The sequence below is a fragment of the Gimesia aquarii genome, from assembly GCF_007748175.1.
In the GTDB taxonomy this organism is placed as follows: Bacteria; Planctomycetota; Planctomycetia; order Planctomycetales; family Planctomycetaceae; genus Gimesia; species Gimesia aquarii_A.
In genome coordinates, this window is the sequence record NZ_CP037422.1 from 6,835,799 (window position 1) to 6,854,123 (window position 18,325).

Sequence of the window (18,325 nt, forward strand, 5' to 3'; positions counted from 1 at the left end):
CACTTGGAAATCACTGGGATCTGGTATTCAAAACCTTAAGGTTGAAATTCAATGATCCGGATTCATTACCGAGCAAAAGTTCAGAATCTCCTCAAATACAGTCAGAGAAGGCTCTTGCTATGATCCTTCACAAAAGCTAAAGTCATTCGCAACTAATTTGCTATTACAATATGCGAGTGACGCTTGGCCTGGAAATCTGGGAAACTCACTCTATCTGGATCTCTGGTGGCTTTTTAACTCAATGAAACCGCTCTCTCACTTCAAAAATGACGTTAAACTTACGTTACTCTTAATGACGATTCCTCTCGTTCTGTTTTTGATCGCACCCGGATTTTTTGTTTCGCAACCTACATTGGCGGCTGAACATACTCATCCACATACTGAATCTGAAAACACATCGGAATCATCAACAGTTGCAAATGCGGATACAAAAGCACCAATCAGCATCATGTGGGCTTATACTCTATTGGGTGTTTATTGTAGTGTCATCGTATTCTCTTCCCTGCTGGGTGGGTGGTTACCATCACTCATTCGCTTGACTCACACGCGCATGGAAACGCTGATCAGTTTCGTCGGTGGGCTCATGCTGGGAATTGGCGTATTCCATCTGCTGCCTCACGCCGTAGCTGAAATGGGCTCCGTTGATCGCGCTGTCTGGTGGATGATGGCCGGTATCCTGACACTGTTTTTCCTGATCCGTACCTTCCATTTTCACCAACACGGCACCGTAGAGCTTGACGAGGACGAAGAACACACGCACGATCATGACTGCGACCATCACCACGCTCATGCTCACGTGCACTCACATACGCATTCCCATAAATTGAGTTGGGTCGGTATTGCCTTAGGCTTAGCACTGCACACTCTGATTGACGGGCTGGCTTTGGGTGCGAGTATCATTGCCGAGCAACATCATGAAGTCTTTCTGTCTTTGTTCGGACTGGGAACGTTTCTGGCAATCACATTACATAAACCTCTCGATGCTGTTTCGATCACTTCTTTGATGGCTGCAGGAGGCTGGTCTGCAGGTTGGCGCAATGCCGTGAATATTGGTTTTGCTTTAATGTGCCCATTAGGAGCTTTGTTGTTTTTCCTGGGAGTTCAACAATTTTCGGAAAATCAACATATCATCATCGGATGCGCGCTTGCCTTTTCGGCGGGCGTATTTATCTGTATTTCTCTGGGAGACTTACTGCCGGAAATGGAATTTCATTCGCATAACCGGTTTCGACTCTCCTTTGTGCTACTGCTGGGTATCGCACTCGCATATGGAATTGGTTTCATTGAACCTGACCATGTCCATCACCATGGCAGTCATGGAGCGGATTCTTCAAATCACGAAGCCGAGCACTCACACAATCACAGTCACTAGACGAGTTTTATTCCCGCTCAAGCTTCGTCGCATTCACTGCAAATTCCCTTCAGGAGAATTTCTGTCACTTTTCCTACCTGAGACCAATGCTTATTACTGGGTGTCTTGAATTCGACATCATGGAGACAGGAAACACTGCCACATTCGGTACAGACAAAATGAGGGTGCTCAGCATCCTCCGGTTCATTGGGATCGCGTAATTCAAATCGCCACGCATGATCTCCAAGTTCTGTTCGTTTGACGAGCCCCGCTTCAGCAAGATCGATGAGATTACGATAGACGGTCGCCTTGTCGAATCCCATCGGCGTCAGATCTTCGGCAATCTCTGCGTGCGTAAGAGGTGATGAGGCCTGACGTAGAAACTGAATGACTGTAATTCGGGCCGCAGTGCTTCGCAGGCCACTATTTCGCACCAGTGTGCGAATTTCATCAATTTCTTCTGCCTGGGACAGATTTTTCATTGCGATATATCCGGGTGCCACATCGGGTCATTAAATAAAAACAATCCACTTCGTCAGGGCTATGTTAACAATTATATACACAGATTACGAGATTCAGGATCATAATTGTCGGTTCAATCTCTATTATGAGCTTTCTTTACAGGCGGATCATAGCCTCGAATGCGGGGAATCCAACATCGAATCGCCCGTCGATAATCGGAATACTCCTCTTTAAATCGCAGTAAAAGATCATGCTCTTCAATAGGTCGCACATAGTAGTTCCAAAGAAAAAAACCGATGATGACGTAGATCAATGTAAGCCATGAGCCAACATAGAAAGCGACAGCAATACCTTGTGTTAAACCAGCGATGGCCATGGGATTCCGTACATAACGATAAGGACCCACAATGACCAGTTGGCGTGCTGAATCGAGGGGAAGTGGTGTTCCTCGACCGTAAATACCCATAATAGCTCCACTCATCAAACCCAGGCTCCCTCCTAGTACAAACAAGACGATACCCAAAATTCGCTGTCCTGAAAAATGGAAATGAATCTCACCCCACAACTGTTCCAACCACACAAGACCACCGGGGATCACAAACAAAAACAATCCCCAGAAAATCGTTGTCTGGAGAAAGATTTTGAGCAAGATCCACCAAAGTGGGGAGTCCTCAGCCGCCGGGACAAAATAGGTCTTCATTGATATGTGCTTCCTCACAATGGCGTCGGCTCACAACCATCAACAATGAGGGATCTCAATCCCCGGGATGCGTTTCACTACTTCGAACAACGCTACAGACATAGAACATGACGAACATACAAAACAACATAATCAGAGTCCCCAACCATCCCCCTCTCGTTGAGAGACTCAACGCGAGACAGTAGAGACTGGCATAAGCAATGCCTCCGGTTAAAAAATAAAGAACAGGCTGAACCCAGCCCCGGTTTTTCCTCCATCCATAAGCAACCATCAATGAACAGAGAATAAAAATAAATAAATCGGGCAGCCAGAACGAAATCAACACACGATCCGGAAGCATATCCGATAGAAAAAATGAGCGACTCGCTGGCACACTAAACAGTAGACACCACCATAAAATGCCGCCAATTCCCTGTGCAAATAAATAAAGAGTTAGCCATTTTTTCACATACAGAGATAATTTCATATTGCTAATCGTCACAGAAACGAACACGATGATAAGAGAGATTTGAAAATTTTATCCTCATTATGATAGCCTGACAGGCTCCGAACGACATCGTCAGACTTCAGATTGCTGAAAATCCCACCAGAATAAAGGCCACTAATCATATGAAACAACTGCTCTTTGCCACCTTGACCCTCTTAAGCATATTCGTAGTCTCTATGCAAACGGCGCAGGCACAGCGTCCTAAACCCAATTATGATGAAGCAAAGGTTCCGCAATATAAATTACCCGCTGTTTTGAAAACTTCTGATGGCAGGAAGGTCGACTCTGCTGAACTTTGGTGGAAAGTCAGACGCCCGGAAATTCTGCATCTGTTTGAAAGTGAAGTCTATGGAAAAAGTCCGGCACCACCAGAAAATATTCTGTTCGAAGTGATATCACAAAAAAATGATGCACTGCATGGCAAAGCAATCCGAAAAGAGGTTTCCGTCTTTTTTTCCGGAAAAAAAGAAGAGCCCCGTATGGACCTGCTGATTTACTTGCCGGCCAAAGCTACGAAACCGGTGCCGGTCTTCATGGGACTCAATTTCTATGGTAATCACACCATTGCCAATGATCCTGAAATCACACTCTCAACCAAATGGATGCGGGCCAATAAAGCGAAAGCTATCGTCAATCATCGAGCGACTGAAAAATCAAGAGGCACCTCGGCCTCGCGCTGGGCTATTGATGAAATCCTTGACCGTGGCTATGGGTTAGTTGCCATTTATTGTGGTGACATTGATCCTGATTATGACGATGGCTTTCAAAACGGCATTCATCCTCTGTTTAATAAGGCAGGACAAAAGAAGCCTGCGGCCGACGAATGGGGCACTATTGCCGCCTGGGCCTGGGGCTTGAGTCGTGCAATGGATTATCTCGAAACAGACGATCAAATCGATCAAAAGCATGTCGCCCTCATCGGTCATTCACGACTTGGCAAAACATCGCTTTGGGCCGGAGCACAAGATCAACGCTTTGCACTGGTCATTTCCAATAATTCTGGTTGCGGAGGCGCCGCCCTCAGCCGCCGTCGTTTTGGCGAAACACTGAATGTAATCAACAATGCATTCCCGCATTGGTTTTGTGATAATTTCAATAAGTACATTGACAAAGAAGAGCAACTTCCCGTTGATCAACACATGCTGGTCTCTTTAATTGCACCCCGTCCTGTATATGTAGCCAGCGCAGTTGAGGACCGCTGGGCAGATCCACGTGGTGAGTTCTTATCTGTACTGAATGCAGAGCCAGTCTATAAATTATTGGGAACTTCCGGATTCGGCGCAAAACAGATGCCGGAAGTCAATCAACCCGTACAGCAGCAGATGGGATATCATATTCGTACCGGCAAACATGATGTAATCGATTATGACTGGAAGCAATACCTCGATTTCGCAGATCGACACTTTCGTGGCAGCTGAACCCCATAGATCTAACCTCTCTCGACGACGAAGTTGAATCAAGAGCTACGTATTTGGTGATTTATCAGCAGAAATACCAGTGCACAAAGTACGTGTATCGTGGGTTTTCGCTGCTCCAGAAGGAGATTTCGACAACGCCGCTTGCCTCAGCCAGAAGTGCCACGATAATATGAATGTTTCACACTTTACCACTTTAAATTGATTTCGCGATTCCATGATGATGAATAACCGTATCCGGCCCCTCTTCTCATATGACTTACGTATCGGCAAAATTTGTCTGATTTTCCTGGCATTCACATTTTTGCCTGTTCAGTTTGTTCTTGCTGATAAAGCGTCCGATGAATTTCAGCTGGCGATCGGCCTGTACAAACAAAACCGCTGGGAACTGGCGACAGAAACATTTCAAAAATATTTGAAGAATTATCCTAAGCACGCCAGCGTTCCTTTGGCTAAGTTTTATCTCGGCCTGACTCTCGTTAATCAACAAAAGTATCGGGAAGCGAGAGACGTCCTCAGAAACTTTGTAAAAGAGTACCCCCAAAACCAGAATAGACCCGATGCACTTTATCGCATCGGTGAATGCAGTTACTTGCTGGATGACCTGGAAGCAGCGGACAAAGAATTCACAGAATTTCTCAAACTCCATCCTAAGCACGCACTGGAAGAGTGGGCCTACCCTTATTTTGGTGATGTCATGCTTAGGCGTGGCAAATCCGAAATGGCTGTAAAAAGTTTTCAGAGATCATTAGAACGCCACCCTAAAGGAGCCATGCGCGAAGATGCTGAATTTGGTCTCGCATCAGCTTACTTGCAAAATAAACAACCGGCAGAAGCCGAAAAACGATTTAAAGAAATCGCCGACAAAAAAAATCACTCCCGCGCCAGTGATGCTCAAATGTCGCTAGCCACCTCTTTATTTGATCGTAAACAGTTTAAAGCGGCTGCAAATGCGTTTCTGGAAATACCTGAGAAGTTCCCTGAGAGCCCCCTTGGTACAACCGCGCGACTTAATGCAGGTTATGCATTTTACGATCTAAATGAGTATGCCAAAGCAATCGAGCAGTTTGATCTCGTTGCCAAAGATCCGAAACAAACTGCGAATGCCTTGTATTGGAAGGGAGTCAGTCTGAAAGGAGTGCAGAAATTTCCTGAAGCAATCGCGGTCTTAGAACAAACACTCAAATCAAAACCCAGTCCAGAGCAAAAAGAGTTAGCGACCTATCAACTGGCGGATACTCTGTTACGCTCTGGAGAACCAGCCAAGGCAAAGCCTTTATTTCTTGATTTCATAAAACAATGGCCAACCAGTGATCTCGCCGATGACAGTTTACATTTTGCCATCGAATCTGCACTGCTGAACGATCAATTAACGGAAGCGGCACAACTGGCAATGCAGTTTGAAAAGGAGTACCCACAGAGTGGTCTGCGGCTGCATCAGGAACTGCTGAAAGGCCGTATTCGAGATGCATTGGGTAGCACCGAAGATCTGAAAATCGCTTTGGCTCATTTTCAAAATGTACTTGCACAAACCAAGCTTGAGAACACAAAACTACTGGCACGGTTGTATCTGGCACGCACGTTCCAAAAATTGAATCAATTTGACAAGTCAGTAGAAGTGCTGGAGCCGTATTTAAACGACCCTAAAGTCAACAAACAATCAAGCGAATACGCCGACGCACTGGTTCTGCAAAGCAGTAGCTTCAGTTCTCTAAAGAAGTATGCCGAGGCAGAAACTCTTTCTACCGAATATCTCAAGCAATTCCCAAATGGTCCTAGAGTTAATCAGATCCTTGCCAATCTGATTATTATCACTAATAAAAATAATAAACCCCAGGAAGTTGATAAATATCTCGATCAATTGAAAGCACGCAAACCAGATACTGAGTTGTTGCTTCGGACCTATAGTCAGTTAGCAGAAAGAAACTACGAGCAAAAGCAGTGGAAACGCGCAAAAAAATTCTTCGCTGAAATCGTAAAACCCGGATTGGATACTCCAGAATATCCGGCTGCACTCTCGGGATTGGCCTGGTCAGAATTTCAACTCGAAGAGTATGCATCTGCGGCAAAACATTTTGAACAATTTGTCCAAGAGTTTCCAGAAAGCCCCTTGGCTGCTGAAGCAACTTTCATGCAGGGGCGCAGTCTGGAAGACAATAAACAACTGGAGGCAGCCGCCACTGTTTTCCAGAACGCGTTGACCAAATTTGCCCCTTCGCGTTATGCAATGCTCTCGGGTTTACAGGCAGCACGAACGTTATTCAAACTCAATAAAATCGATGCCGTTAACGAAGCCTACGAAACCCTCTTGCAGAAATTCCCCAAACCTGAGAATCTCGACAAAATTCTTGATGAGTGGGCTTTGATCAACTACGAGGCAGAGCGATTTGAAATGTCAGATACGATCTTTCAGCGCCTGGTGCAAGAGACCCCCAATAGCGATCTAGCTGATAACGCACGTTTGAGTCTGGCAGAAAGTGAATTGATCGCCGGTAAATTACAGGTAGCCGCAAAAGCATTCGATGAATTACAAGCCTCTGCAAAGTCTGATGAAAAAGTACAACAAGTCTCCCTTTATCGGCTGATTGAAATTTATCTGGAGTTGAAAAAATGGGACCTCGTCGAAAAATTTGCCAGAGAATTGCTCAAACGATTTCCCAAAAATGAATACGCATCCTTTGCTCAATTCCATCAGGCAGAAGCGGCCTTGTATCTAAATCAGACCAAAACAGCACAGGAAGAACTACTGAAAATCGTCAATGACGATAAAAGTGCGAAACTGGGTCAGGAACCCTGGTATCCGCGCGCGTGGGTACTTTTAGCAGAAACATACTTTCGACAGAAAAAATATGATGATGTGCAAAAAACAGTGGAGCGTTTTCGTAGCTGGGATGCGAAAAACCCCTTCCTCTATCAAGCAGAAGAAGTTCTGGGACGCAGCTTGAAAAATCAGGCAAAATTTGAAGAGGCACGCAAAGTATTTCAACAAATCACAGAATCTGAAAATAGCAGACGCACCGAAACCGCAGCCAAGTGCCAATTTCTTCTGGCAGAAACTTTGATGATTCAAGAAAAATTCAAAGCAGCACTTCTGGCGTATTTGCAGGTTGATATTCAGTACAAATTTCCCGAATGGCAAGCCCCTGCACTCTTTCAAGCCGGTACCTGCCATGAAGCGCTGAACGAATGGACTCAAGCTTTAAAAACGTATCAGGATTTTCTGAAACGTTTCCCTGAACATGAACTGGTTCCTCGTGCCAAAGAGCGGATGAAAACAGTTCAAGCCAAGATAAGTCGCAATAAATAACCCAAAGTAAGATTTTGTCTTACAAACGTTTGATCAGGAAATTTGATTCCAGGCTCGACGGGAAAGCCAATCTGGCGTAAACTAGACCGCTTCTTACAATCGTATGTTGACTTACGATAAAGTACTAACGGGGCAAATGCTGCTACGAGTAACCCAAATCTGGATCAGATAACAGAGGCACTTAGCCAGTCCCCTTCATTTTAGCGTGACAATTATTTCTCATGGTCAATTTTATCAGCAATCAACAAAATCCCTCCGCTGATCATCCCCATCGAGGAAAATCTACAAACTTCACATTCATGTGGTTCTCCCGACTACTGCTACCGTTCGTCGTGATTAGCGTTACCGCTCTACTTCTGATATCCAGCTCCACGGAAGCACAAGAACGATTACCCAAAGTGGTAGAACCCGTCGATGGAGGATTTGTGGAAGCCGAAGGTCCGCTACCGGATGGAGTACTGCCAGTCAAACGGAATTCAGGTATTCCTTCCACGCCGGAAGCAATCATCGATGAAATGGGGTATTTTCTACTCCCGTTTGTCATTGCCTCTATCATCTCTATGTGGTTCATTATTGAGCGACTGGTTATTCTCAGAACCGCACGCGTGATCCCGCGTCACTTTGTCAGTCGTTTCTTGAAACTACTCAAAGATGGAAAACTGAATGCGCGCTCAGCTTTAAAATTATGTGAGGAAAATCCGAGCCCTATTGCTTCGGTCTTTGCGCATGGCGTCCGTAAATGGGGGAAACCGAGTGTCGAAGTGGAACAGGCAATCATCGATGGCGGTGAACGTCAACTTTCCCAATTACGTAAGCATCTGCGAGTCATTAATGGAGTGGCGACAGTGGCACCCTTGATGGGACTGCTGGGCACCGTAATCGGAATGATTCAAGCCTTCAACGAAATTGCCAATAGCAGTGCCATGGGCAAGGCAGAGGAGCTCGCGATTGGTATTGCGATGGCTTTGTTAACAACGGCCTTCGGTTTGGGAATTGCCATTCCTTCATTGATTATGTATATGTACCTTGCAGGTCGTGTCGATGCTCTTGTTATGGAAATGGATCAGAATTCACAAGATTTGGTCCATCTCATCTCTGCAGAAGGCCTGGCCACGAATGCTGCCAGCCGCAAAACCACTGCCCCTGCCCCAAAAAGCAAGCCAACGAAAACGCGAAGTACATCTTAGTAGATTTCATCGGTTTATTATCTTCTAATGAAAATGGTTCCGACTTCCGGCAATTCTTGCTTCTAAGTTGTTCCTGAACTGAGCCCTATTTACAATAGGAATATATTTCTTTCCTGGGAACGACGCGCCAAAAACTGTTTCGCCCACGACTGATTGACTCTGATATTATTGAAAAGGCATATCATGACAGAATCCAAAGAATTCCAGGCAGTCCCCGAGGAAGAAGAACTCTCTCAAATCGAACGTGACTTGAAATTCTATCCTTCTACAACAACGGACCCCCAAGTTTTAACCAGCGCTCAGATCGAGCAATTCAATCAGGACGGGTATCTCCGCAGCCTCCGCATCTTCAATGAACAGGAAGTCGCTGTGAACCGACAGTATTTTGACGCGTTGTTAGAAAAAGTCATGGCTGAAGGCGGGGATAGCTATTCCATCAGTACCGCTCATATGAAGTATGGCAAGGTTTATGATCTGCTGACACATCCTAAAATCGTTGCCTATGTCAAAGATTTACTGGGAGACAATTTGATTGCCTGGGGTTCTCATTTTTTCTGCAAAATGCCTCATGATGGGAAATCGGTCTCCTGGCATCAGGATGCCAGCTATTGGCCTTTATCTCCTTCCAAAGCAGTCACTGTGTGGTTAGCCATTGATGATGCTGATCCCGAAAACGCCAACATGCGGTTTATTGCCGGGAGTCATCACCATGGTCACATGACGTATCGTCCGAGTGGCTCGCACGAAGATAATGTATTGAACCAGACGATTGAAAACCCGGAGCAATATGGATCACCGGTTGACGACTCATTGAAAGCCGGAGAAATTTCTATTCATTCCGATTTACTACTACACGGCTCAGAAGCGAATGAATCAGACCGTAGACGTTGTGGTTTAACACTCCGTTATTGTGCCGCGGATGTGAGAGCGGGAATGGACTGGAATGCCAAAGGAGTGATTGTTGCCGGCACAGATCCATCCGGCCATTGGCTTAACCCTGCCCGCCCTGAAAATGATTAGTCATTGAATCTACAACCTGGAATCGACAACTGATGCAAAAATACTATGCTGAGATTTTTGGCACATTCATCCTGCTATTTTCAGGGGCGGGTGCCATCGTTACCAATCAGGCTTCACAGGGAGCCGTGACACATGTTGGAATTGCTCTTGTGTTTGGACTCGTTGTCACTGCAGTCATTTATGCCATTGGCGAAATTTCTGGTGCCCATATCAATCCAGCAGTTACCATCGCATTCTGGGTCTCAGGCCGCTTTCCAGCAAAACAGGTGATTCCTTATATTGTCTGCCAGATCATTGGTGCTATGGTGGCATGTCTGATTTTGAAATTCCTCTTTCCCGATTTGAAGAATTACGGAATGACACTTCCTGCTGGCAGCGAAATGCAGTCGCTTGTTCTGGAAGGAATTTTGACCTGGATACTGATGTTCGTTGTGCTTTGTGTAAGTACAGGTGCGAAAGAAACCGGAATTTTGGCAGGAGTTGCCATCGGAGCTGTGATCGCGCTGGAAGCAATGTTCGCCGGACCAATCTCCGGTGCTTCCATGAACCCGGCGCGCTCTTTAGCCCCCGCACTGGTCAGCCAGAATTTGACGTCTCTCTGGATTTATATTGTCGGTCCCATTGCAGGAGCAGCCTTGGCCGTGCCCTCACTGTGGCTTGTCCGTAATAACAATTCTGCCAATGATAGTGGGGAAGAATAAAAGTAGCATCGAATGAATGAAGCAGAAACAGATATGATGGCGTAACTAACAAACCAAACATAACTTGTTTTCAACAGGCAACAGCAAAGAGGTACAAACCATGATCAACTGGCAAAACATCTTCATCTATGGAGTGGCATTTTCAGCAATGGCTTGCTCAATGGTTTATGCGGCAATTCCTAGCCCCTCTGGTGATTCATCGATTGTTTCACCGCAGTCCAAAGTGGAGGAACTGTGGAACGATAAAGGATTCACAGAAGGGGCCTGTGTTGACGTTGATGGCATCATCTACTTCAGCGATATTAATTTCTCCGGCGGTCTGGGAAAAATTATGGCCTTTGATCCTGCAACCGGAAAAACCACAGTTTTCAGTTCAGACAGTGGGCAAAGCAACGGATTGATGATCAATCAAAAAGGTAAAATGCTGGCTGCCTGCGGTGCGAATAATGGAAAACAGTGTTTGGCACAAATCTCAAAAAAAGGGAAAGTGAAATGCCTGGTTGATCGTTATCAAGGAAAAAAATTCAATGCTCCCAATGATCTGGTTGTGCATCCAAAAGGATGGGTCTATTTTACGGATCCACGTTATGTCGGCACTGAACCACTGGAACTGGATCACATGAGTGTTTTTCGCTACGACCCAAAATCGAAAACCGTAGAACGGGTCACAACTGATATCAGTAAGCCTAATGGAGTGGTTGTTTCACCTGATGGTAAAACACTCTATGTTGCTGAAACCAATAATGGGGCCACTGGTCTGGAAAAAAATCCCCCCAAAAAACCCAAGAAACGGATGACCCTCAACGCATTTCCGATTCATAAAGATGGCTCCTTGGGTAAGAAGAAAATACTTGCGGACTTCGGTGCTAAAGAGACTGGAATTGATGGAATGACCGTTGATCAAAACGGGAATATCTACGCGGCGTTCCGTGCAGAAAGCCGATTCGGCATTGTCGTCTTTTCACCCGAAGGAAAAGAACTGGCATATATCCCAACTCCCACACTGCCTACCAACTGCACGTTCGGGATTGGTAAAGATGCGTCAACGCTTTATATCACTGCGGGTAGCGGCTTATATCGGATTCCCTGTAAAATCCCTGGGTTTCATCCAGCACTGCCTGTCAAGAAGTAACAACATCATCGCGAACTATTCAAACGAATCAGACGAGCTAAAGGGATATTCGACCTGGAAACTTCGGTAATGATGTTCTGCGATTCCTGTTGCCCTGCTTGAAGGATCTCTGGCAAATAAGGATTCCGTTGAAAATATAACACGTATTCGGAAACTGGTTTCTCTGATTCGAAGGGTACCAATTGAATCCCCTTCCGTTTTAGCTCGGGTGTTTCCTGCAAGGTTTGTAAATAAGCGGGATGCAAAACTGGTGCGACTTGAATGACTGAATTCTCAGGTACATCGTTCACAACTTGTTGTAACATGTCGGCGGTAATTGAATCGCCCCAGTAGGTGACTTCCATACCAAGAACGTTTGCCCCATTCAGGCCACCAGTCAGCAAACTATAATAACTAAGCCAGCAGGGAGCCAATACGAAGGTGGCATAGGATTGCGAGAGCAGGAGCAAGGCAACAGCAGTTATTGCAAACTTGGGTGGAAGCTGTTGGTTTACCCAATCAATGACTATCGCTACGCCGCGACCAATAAATACTGCCGTCAGCGGAAAGACCATTAAAAACAATCGCACACCATCGTAGACGGTAATCCCTGGCAAAGAAAATAAGATCAAGGGCCACAATATCGAAAGCAGCAACAAAATTTCTCCACCAGGTTTTTGTTTTGGAGATTCACGAAATGAACGAATTGTGTTCCAGAAACCTAATAAGCCGAAGAGAGCAAGCCCTACTGGAATCGTCGTCAGAAACATGACCCAGGGATAATGCCAGGGCAGATTACGATCAGTATATTTGATACCGAAATATTCTACGTAGAGAGCCGCACGCTCTGTGGTTCTGCCAAGATATTCACTGATCCGATCCACGGGATCAAACCAGAGCCAAGGCCAGCCTGCAAAGAAAATCAATACCCCTATACTCCCCCAACAGAGTAATGGCACAATCGCTTTTTGTCGCCATTTCCAGAGCGCCCAGATGATCACAGGAATCGGAATCAAAACTGCCTGAATCTTGGTTAGCAGTGCGAGTCCCAATAACAGCCCTGTGAGGCAAGACCGTTTGTACCCGGGAGGCTGTTCTAAATTCCAAAAATGTACAACAGATAATACCGCTAATACATAAAACAGTGCTGTTACCATTTCCAACGCTGCCAGATGTGCATGCCCAAATAATCGAGGTAAGCAGATCAACGTGGCAGCAGTAATCAAACCGCTTTTGTGCCCCCATTGGAGAAAGGTAAACCATCCCACCACAAACACGAGACAGGCTAAACTGAAGGCTGAAGCATATCGACCATAGGTTACTACAAAAGGACGATCATCACTCCCTGCTAACCAGGAAACCAATTCGTGCGAAACTCCAATCAGTAAACGTCCCAATGGAGGGTGATCAGGCAAATAATTGGGATGTTCAAAAATCTCCCGCAAGCTGTCGGGCGAGAAGATTCCCAGGCCATAGACCTCAATCGCACGAACGAGGAACACTCCTTGTCCAACATTAAACGGTTCATCTACAGTCATCCCGGGACCCGCCCCGGTAAAGTAAAGATCCTGTGCACAATCGAGCTGAGAGGACACAAATAAAAAAGCAATAAGAGCAAGCAGCAGATACCAGACGGAATTAGGTAACCGCTTTTTCTTCTCGGATTCGTGATGTTGATTTAATAGATTCATATCGGTTTGTAACGAAACACCAGGCACGTAAAAAACCCGGCCAAGAGTCTTACCTCTTGGCCGGGTCTATTCGTTCACGCAAACCAGCAAATCCCTTTGCGATTGTTTTGGTTGACCAGCGGGCCGTTCTCTCGACACCGTCCATAATATCGAGAACTACACGTCCCTGGCAATCTCACCACAGGGCATTCTTGCCCCTCATTAGGCGATCTGCTTTTTTCGTCCAACCAAGGTCCGAATCCGTTCAGCTAGTAATGCAGCATCAAATGGCTTCCGGAAAGTTTCGTTAAACAGAGTTCTGTCAAACCCACTGGCATTATCCTCATCGCTCAGAAGGGCAATCAATACAGAATCAGTGTAGTCTTTGTTTCGTCGCAGGTTTTGAGCGATCATCAGAGCTTCATTGCGGCCCATTGCAAAATCAACAATCACGCAATCGGGATGCAAAGATTCAGCCTGGATACCAGCTTCAAAACCACTTACGGCATATTCAATTTTGAAATCTTCGGTAGCCATCAGGTCATCGAGACTTGCACGAACCTGAGTGTCTGCCCCAACGAGCAACAATTTGCCCATTGCTTCATCTTCCAATTCGCCTAACGGCATGCCGTGTTCTTTAAGAAATCGAATAAGGTGCTCACGTGGGATTCGACGATCCTGAGAACCGGGGATCCGGTATCCTCTCAAGCGTCCAGAGTCGAACCACTTACTAACCGTGCGGGGTGCAACCTTACAGATCTTTGCTACTTGGCCAGTAGTGAAGATCGTTTTCATTGCGGGCTCTCCAATCACATGTTTGGCAAATTTCAATCGAAGAAGGGTTACACTTCTTCTGCTTTAACCCCTACTACTGTCAACGGCTATCCTGGCCAGTCACTTTAAAGTTGTAACCTGAGTAGTCTTGGGTCGGGGTTTGCTTTCAGAGACAGCATCTCTAAAAACTGTTTCAAATTGCCAATCTTTAATTTTAAGGAAATTTGGGATCTGGTACGTAATACTTTTGGGGTCGGACTGAATGACAATCGCAATACCATTCAGATCAGTTCGTCAGACTAGATCCATCTTGTCCTCTCCCCCCTTACAAACGATCGAAGGGACTGAACCATTCAAACTGATGTTGACTGGTTCGACGTGGTTTTTACGTCTTTCCGGTTTCAACCGTCTGCCCTAATTGCATCGACGAATCGACGGTGAGGACTTTAAGTTCTTTGACAAGAGAGAGTGCAGTAGTGAGAGAGACACTGGGAATAGCTGATAGGGAAGAAACAACTGTGAGGAATATTATGCCGTAATCCCCTACAATTCAGGGACTTAATCCACTTCTGGAAAATACTTAAGATATGAACCAAATTTCTTGGGGGACTTGAATTTTTCATACCGCTTCCCGCCGCTTTTCTCGTGAGTCGGAGAGAAACGGTCGGATAATCGTTATGACAACAGCGACCAGCATCGGGTTCCATGCAATTGAACTTTCAGATCTATTACGTCAATTATGCCGATTTCTGTTGGTCGCTTTTCGAAAATTGATACCTATTTCTCCAAATTTGAAAGTCGTTGAAATCTCACTTTTTTGCTTGCTCTATCATGGCTGGCTGGTCTAAGATCAGAACACAATAATCCAAGGTTCTCCAGGAACTCTTTCGCTATCTACCACTTATGAAAGATTTAGCATCATGACGATATAGACATTTCTTAGAACCTGCGCTTGACGCTTCTTTTCATAGACTCCTCTTCTTGTCCTCTATTCGTTAAAATTCAATGATCGAAATTTCTCGATCCTGAACTGATAGAATTGTTATGGCTCAATCTCTCCAAGAATATGCTGAATGGCTGGCTCACCGTGATGATCTTATCTGGCCGATCCCTCCAGCGCTAGTGGTCCCGAAGGCAACGCCTTTTTTGAAGCCTATGAGGGACGTCGCTGCAGTCACATTCAGCGTCTATGGAACATTACTCCATATTTCTGATGGTTGTTTACTGTTCGATCATGAACAACAATTGCGGATGCAAATAGCTCTCGATAAGACAATCAAAGAGTTCAATATGTGGAATAGCATGTCACGCAAACCAGGTGCTCCCTGGGAATATATGCTGTCACAATATCGCAACATCCTTGAAGACCAGAGAATGTCTCGCAAAATTGCTAAGGGAGAAAAACCGGAAATCAACTCTGTCGAAATCTGGAAACAACTTATCATTCGACTGCAGAAGAATGAATATCACATTGACGAATCCTTTTATGGTGGGCTGGATGACTTCAGTGCAAAAGTAGCTTATTTCTTTCATTCCTGTCTGCAAGGTGTCGAGGCAATGCCTGAAGCCCTGGTTATTCTTAACAAATTAGGAGAACGAGGTAAAAAAGTCGCCCTTTTCGCAGATGCACAGCCTTTCACTTTAGTCCAAGTATTGCGGGGATTAAGCTCTCAAGGTACACTGCCGCCACTCTCGGAACTCTTCACTCAGGAGTGTTTCTGTTTGTCTTATCGTGAAGAAGTCCGTAAACCATCGATGTCTCTTTATGAAAGACTTATCAGTCGTTTCGAACAATTGGGTATTTCACCAGAGCAAATTCTGCATGTTGGGACTCGTATTCATGAAGACCTGGCGATGGCCAGACGCTTTGGAATGAAGACCGTTTTATTTGCAGGCGATTCACTGAGTATGCAAGCGAGTAAAAAAGAAGTTCGAAATCCTGATTTAAAGCCTGACAGGTTGATCACTAATCTGAACCAATTAGCTGAAATCCTCGATTAACAAATGCTACCGAGTTTGCTAAGATCACAGGCTTCAAGGGCGATGAGTATTGACTTCATTACCTTGTGAATCTTAGGAAAAACAGTAGTTACCTTGAAAAACTATTTCATTCATTTGATGACCCCAATTAAAAATCGAGTGCTGTTTTCGATAATGCCCCTTTTGGAGAAAAGAGACCATGCCACCCAAGTTGCTTTATGATGGAATTGATTTCGATTTCGAGAACCCTTTATTCGGAATCGAAGACATCAGAGAAATCAATCCTCAGCGATTTGAGATGGAACAACTTTCCGGTATCGTCCATATCGATAACGAAAAGCATGGCATTGTCGGTTTTAAAGATATTACTGAGAATGAATTTTGGGTGCGTGGGCACATGCCCGGTTTTCCTTTGATGCCAGGGGTAGTGCTTTGTGAATGTTCAGCCCAGTTGGCTGGTTTTTACGCTCGCAAATTCAAGTTGCTCGGCGGTGACTTCCTGGGATTTGGTGGAATGAACGATGTTCGTTTTCGCCGCCCTGTCTTTCCTAACCAGCGTCTGGTCATCATGGCGCAGTTGGCACGCATCCGCGCTGGCAAGAGAGCCGAGTTCAACTTCCAAGGTCTCGTTGATGGAGACATGGTTTTCAGTGGTCAAATGATTGGCGTGCCAATTGATAAAAATCAGGAAATCCCGGGAACCAGCTAAGCAAGAGTTCTCATCATTCAGCGATTCAACACTTCCTGCATGTTCTTTTTGTAGGCTTCCACACCGGGCTGGCCATACGGATTGATGTCAATTAAACGACCTTCTAAAACGGTTGCCAGCATTAACATCTGCAAAGTCTGCCCCAACGTATATTCATTCAGACAGGGTAGGATCAAATCTGCCGTGGGACGATTTACGTCGGCATAAGCGCGGTTTGTTCCTTCAATCGCTGCAGAAAGAATATCAGGAACCGTTTTCCCTTTCAGTTTATTAAGCTGATCCTGGTTTTGACTTTCGGGAACCAGAGGAACTGAAACGGGAGTCGAATCGGGTTGCTCGACAATCAGGTTTGTAATCAATTTATCGAGAGCTCCCTCCTGGTGCTGCTGCCCGCGACTATGTAAGTCTCTGGTGTTCACAACCGTCAAAGGAGTCGCTCCTTTTTCCTGTTTGCCCAGACTTTCAGCCAGCAATTGATCATACCAGAGTCCTAATGCTTCAAGTCGTTTTCCCCAAGTAGAAAGGATCCGAATCGTGTTCTGCTTCTCTTTTTCAAAGAGATGACAGGTCGCCGTGTAGTCTAACACCGCATTGTCACCCATCGGCTGAGTGACAAATCTCTGTGTCATATCGGCTGCCCCCTGCAAAAGTTGTTTGATGTCAATCCCCATCACGGCAGCGGGGAATAAACCGACTGCGGTGAAAACGGAAAAACGCCCTCCGACATTATCGGGAATCGGAAAGACACTGGAATATCCTTTCTCATTAGAAAAGTTTCTCAACTTTCCTTCCAGACCGGTAATAGGAACGACGAGCGAACGGCTTTCATCCGAATCGGCTCCGTAGTATGCTTCCAGCGCTTCACGAAAGAGCCGAAATCCGACCGCGGTTTCTAATGTGCCCCCTGATTTACTGATGACAGTCAGACTCCAACGTTGCAGCAGATCATGTGGATCCTGGCAACCGCTTTGTAGTAAATCCTTGAGTGCCGTCACCGAATCGTTGTCGACATTATTTCCTTCGAAATAAAGGCGGGGAACACCCTGCCTCTGCTCACGCGTTAATTCATTATGCCAGGGATGCGCCAAAGCTTCGAACAATGCCCGCATCCCCATATAAGAACCGCCAATTCCCAAAACCAGAAATCGATCCGACTGTTCGCGCAACTCCTGGGCCTTGGCCTGGATTTTTCCCAGTAAACTTTCACTCTTTTGCGATTCATATTCATCTAGGAGTTGCTGCGGCAAATTCTGGAAACCAGCATCTAAAGGCTGTTTGCCGGACGGTATCTGGTCGGTCCCCAGCAGGGTCACGTCTTTCAGCATTTCTTCGCGTGCTGCGATTAGATCTGGCTGGAGTGCCTCGTATAATTGATTATCAATCAAACGTCGAGCTGCTGAATCATCATAGCGTAGGAAATTTGCCATTAGAAATGTCTCTTTCATGAAAGC

15 protein-coding genes are annotated in these 18,325 nt (G+C 45.6%); 9 read left to right on the forward strand and 6 right to left on the reverse strand.

Features of this window, described 5'->3' with window-relative positions:
* Positions 1 to 241: 241 nt before the first annotated feature.
* Positions 242 to 1,372, forward strand: coding sequence for a ZIP family metal transporter (locus V202x_RS25785; RefSeq protein WP_145179715.1), 1,131 nt, complete (start codon positions 242 to 244; stop codon positions 1,370 to 1,372).
* A gap of 17 nt (positions 1,373 to 1,389) precedes the next feature.
* Here V202x_RS25785 and V202x_RS25790 read toward each other — a convergent pair whose 3' ends face one another.
* The 3 genes from V202x_RS25790 to V202x_RS25800 all read right to left on the reverse strand — a co-directional run bounded on the left by V202x_RS25790 (position 1,390) and on the right by V202x_RS25800 (position 2,979).
* Positions 1,390 to 1,833, reverse strand: coding sequence for a Fur family transcriptional regulator (locus tag V202x_RS25790; RefSeq protein ID WP_144990009.1), 444 nt, complete (start codon positions 1,831 to 1,833; stop codon positions 1,390 to 1,392).
* Between the two features lie 113 nt (positions 1,834 to 1,946).
* A complete protein-coding gene (locus V202x_RS25795) occupies positions 1,947 to 2,513 on the reverse strand; it encodes a methyltransferase family protein (RefSeq protein ID WP_145179717.1) in 567 nt (188 codons plus the stop codon).
* Positions 2,514 to 2,568: 55 nt separating this feature from the next.
* A complete protein-coding gene (locus V202x_RS25800; RefSeq protein ID WP_145179719.1) occupies positions 2,569 to 2,979 on the reverse strand; it encodes a hypothetical protein in 411 nt (136 codons plus the stop codon).
* 143 nt (positions 2,980 to 3,122) lie between these two features.
* Between V202x_RS25800 and V202x_RS25805 the strand changes: the two genes are divergently transcribed.
* From V202x_RS25805 to V202x_RS25830, 6 genes are all read left to right on the forward strand, one after another.
* The gene (locus V202x_RS25805; protein ID WP_197993100.1) at positions 3,123 to 4,418 is read left to right on the forward strand and encodes an acetylxylan esterase; all 1,296 of its coding nucleotides are present in this window, start codon (positions 3,123 to 3,125) and stop codon (positions 4,416 to 4,418) included.
* Positions 4,419 to 4,632: 214 nt separating this feature from the next.
* A complete protein-coding gene (locus V202x_RS25810; protein WP_145179721.1) occupies positions 4,633 to 7,722 on the forward strand; it encodes a tetratricopeptide repeat protein in 3,090 nt (1,029 codons plus the stop codon).
* 221 nt (positions 7,723 to 7,943) lie between these two features.
* Positions 7,944 to 8,909: a MotA/TolQ/ExbB proton channel family protein gene (locus V202x_RS25815; protein WP_232098717.1), complete on the forward strand. Its 966-nt coding sequence runs from the start codon at positions 7,944 to 7,946 to the stop codon at positions 8,907 to 8,909.
* A 183-nt stretch (positions 8,910 to 9,092) separates the two neighbouring features.
* Positions 9,093 to 9,929, forward strand: a complete 837-nt coding sequence (locus V202x_RS25820) for a phytanoyl-CoA dioxygenase family protein (RefSeq protein WP_145179723.1) — start codon at positions 9,093 to 9,095, stop codon at positions 9,927 to 9,929.
* A gap of 32 nt (positions 9,930 to 9,961) precedes the next feature.
* Positions 9,962 to 10,630: an MIP/aquaporin family protein gene (locus tag V202x_RS25825; RefSeq protein WP_145179725.1), complete on the forward strand. Its 669-nt coding sequence runs from the start codon at positions 9,962 to 9,964 to the stop codon at positions 10,628 to 10,630.
* Between the two features lie 100 nt (positions 10,631 to 10,730).
* Entirely contained in the window at positions 10,731 to 11,762 is a 1,032-nt protein-coding gene (locus tag V202x_RS25830; RefSeq protein ID WP_145179727.1) for an SMP-30/gluconolactonase/LRE family protein, read from the forward strand.
* A 5-nt stretch (positions 11,763 to 11,767) separates the two neighbouring features.
* On the opposite strand, the gene V202x_RS25835 is transcribed toward V202x_RS25830, so the two are convergent.
* Both V202x_RS25835 and V202x_RS25840 read right to left on the reverse strand, forming a co-directional pair.
* Entirely contained in the window at positions 11,768 to 13,459 is a 1,692-nt protein-coding gene (locus V202x_RS25835) for a phospholipid carrier-dependent glycosyltransferase (protein ID WP_145179729.1), read from the reverse strand.
* 174 nt (positions 13,460 to 13,633) lie between these two features.
* Positions 13,634 to 14,206 (reverse strand): helix-turn-helix domain-containing protein, encoded by a 573-nt coding sequence (locus tag V202x_RS25840; protein ID WP_044238118.1) that lies wholly within the window; start codon positions 14,204 to 14,206, stop codon positions 13,634 to 13,636.
* A 1,023-nt stretch (positions 14,207 to 15,229) separates the two neighbouring features.
* On the opposite strand from V202x_RS25840, the gene V202x_RS25845 reads away from it, so the two are divergent.
* Positions 15,230 to 16,186 (forward strand): HAD family hydrolase, encoded by a 957-nt coding sequence (locus V202x_RS25845; protein WP_145179731.1) that lies wholly within the window; start codon positions 15,230 to 15,232, stop codon positions 16,184 to 16,186.
* Positions 16,187 to 16,364: 178 nt separating this feature from the next.
* A complete protein-coding gene (locus tag V202x_RS25850) occupies positions 16,365 to 16,874 on the forward strand; it encodes a 3-hydroxyacyl-ACP dehydratase FabZ family protein (protein ID WP_145179733.1) in 510 nt (169 codons plus the stop codon).
* A 17-nt stretch (positions 16,875 to 16,891) separates the two neighbouring features.
* On the opposite strand, the gene V202x_RS25855 is transcribed toward V202x_RS25850, so the two are convergent.
* A complete protein-coding gene (locus tag V202x_RS25855; RefSeq protein ID WP_145179735.1) occupies positions 16,892 to 18,301 on the reverse strand; it encodes a glucose-6-phosphate isomerase in 1,410 nt (469 codons plus the stop codon).
* Positions 18,302 to 18,325 lie beyond the last annotated feature (24 nt).

What these genes read in the sequence shown, in the direction of transcription:
- V202x_RS25785 (WP_145179715.1), top strand. Translation starts at nt 242, where the DNA reads ATGAAACCGCTCTCTCACTTCAAAAATGACGTTAAACTTACGTTACTC.
- V202x_RS25790 (WP_144990009.1), bottom strand. Translation starts at nt 1,833, where the DNA reads ATGAAAAATCTGTCCCAGGCAGAAGAAATTGATGAAATTCGCACACTG.
- V202x_RS25795 (WP_145179717.1), bottom strand. Translation starts at nt 2,513, where the DNA reads ATGAAGACCTATTTTGTCCCGGCGGCTGAGGACTCCCCACTTTGGTGG.
- V202x_RS25800 (WP_145179719.1), bottom strand. Translation starts at nt 2,979, where the DNA reads ATGAAATTATCTCTGTATGTGAAAAAATGGCTAACTCTTTATTTATTT.
- V202x_RS25805 (WP_197993100.1), top strand. Translation starts at nt 3,123, where the DNA reads ATGAAACAACTGCTCTTTGCCACCTTGACCCTCTTAAGCATATTCGTA.
- V202x_RS25810 (WP_145179721.1), top strand. Translation starts at nt 4,633, where the DNA reads ATGATGATGAATAACCGTATCCGGCCCCTCTTCTCATATGACTTACGT.
- V202x_RS25815 (WP_232098717.1), top strand. Translation starts at nt 7,944, where the DNA reads ATGGTCAATTTTATCAGCAATCAACAAAATCCCTCCGCTGATCATCCC.
- V202x_RS25820 (WP_145179723.1), top strand. Translation starts at nt 9,093, where the DNA reads ATGACAGAATCCAAAGAATTCCAGGCAGTCCCCGAGGAAGAAGAACTC.
- V202x_RS25825 (WP_145179725.1), top strand. Translation starts at nt 9,962, where the DNA reads ATGCAAAAATACTATGCTGAGATTTTTGGCACATTCATCCTGCTATTT.
- V202x_RS25830 (WP_145179727.1), top strand. Translation starts at nt 10,731, where the DNA reads ATGATCAACTGGCAAAACATCTTCATCTATGGAGTGGCATTTTCAGCA.
- V202x_RS25840 (WP_044238118.1), bottom strand. Translation starts at nt 14,206, where the DNA reads ATGAAAACGATCTTCACTACTGGCCAAGTAGCAAAGATCTGTAAGGTT.
- V202x_RS25845 (WP_145179731.1), top strand. Translation starts at nt 15,230, where the DNA reads ATGGCTCAATCTCTCCAAGAATATGCTGAATGGCTGGCTCACCGTGAT.
- V202x_RS25850 (WP_145179733.1), top strand. Translation starts at nt 16,365, where the DNA reads ATGCCACCCAAGTTGCTTTATGATGGAATTGATTTCGATTTCGAGAAC.
- V202x_RS25855 (WP_145179735.1), bottom strand. Translation starts at nt 18,301, where the DNA reads ATGGCAAATTTCCTACGCTATGATGATTCAGCAGCTCGACGTTTGATT.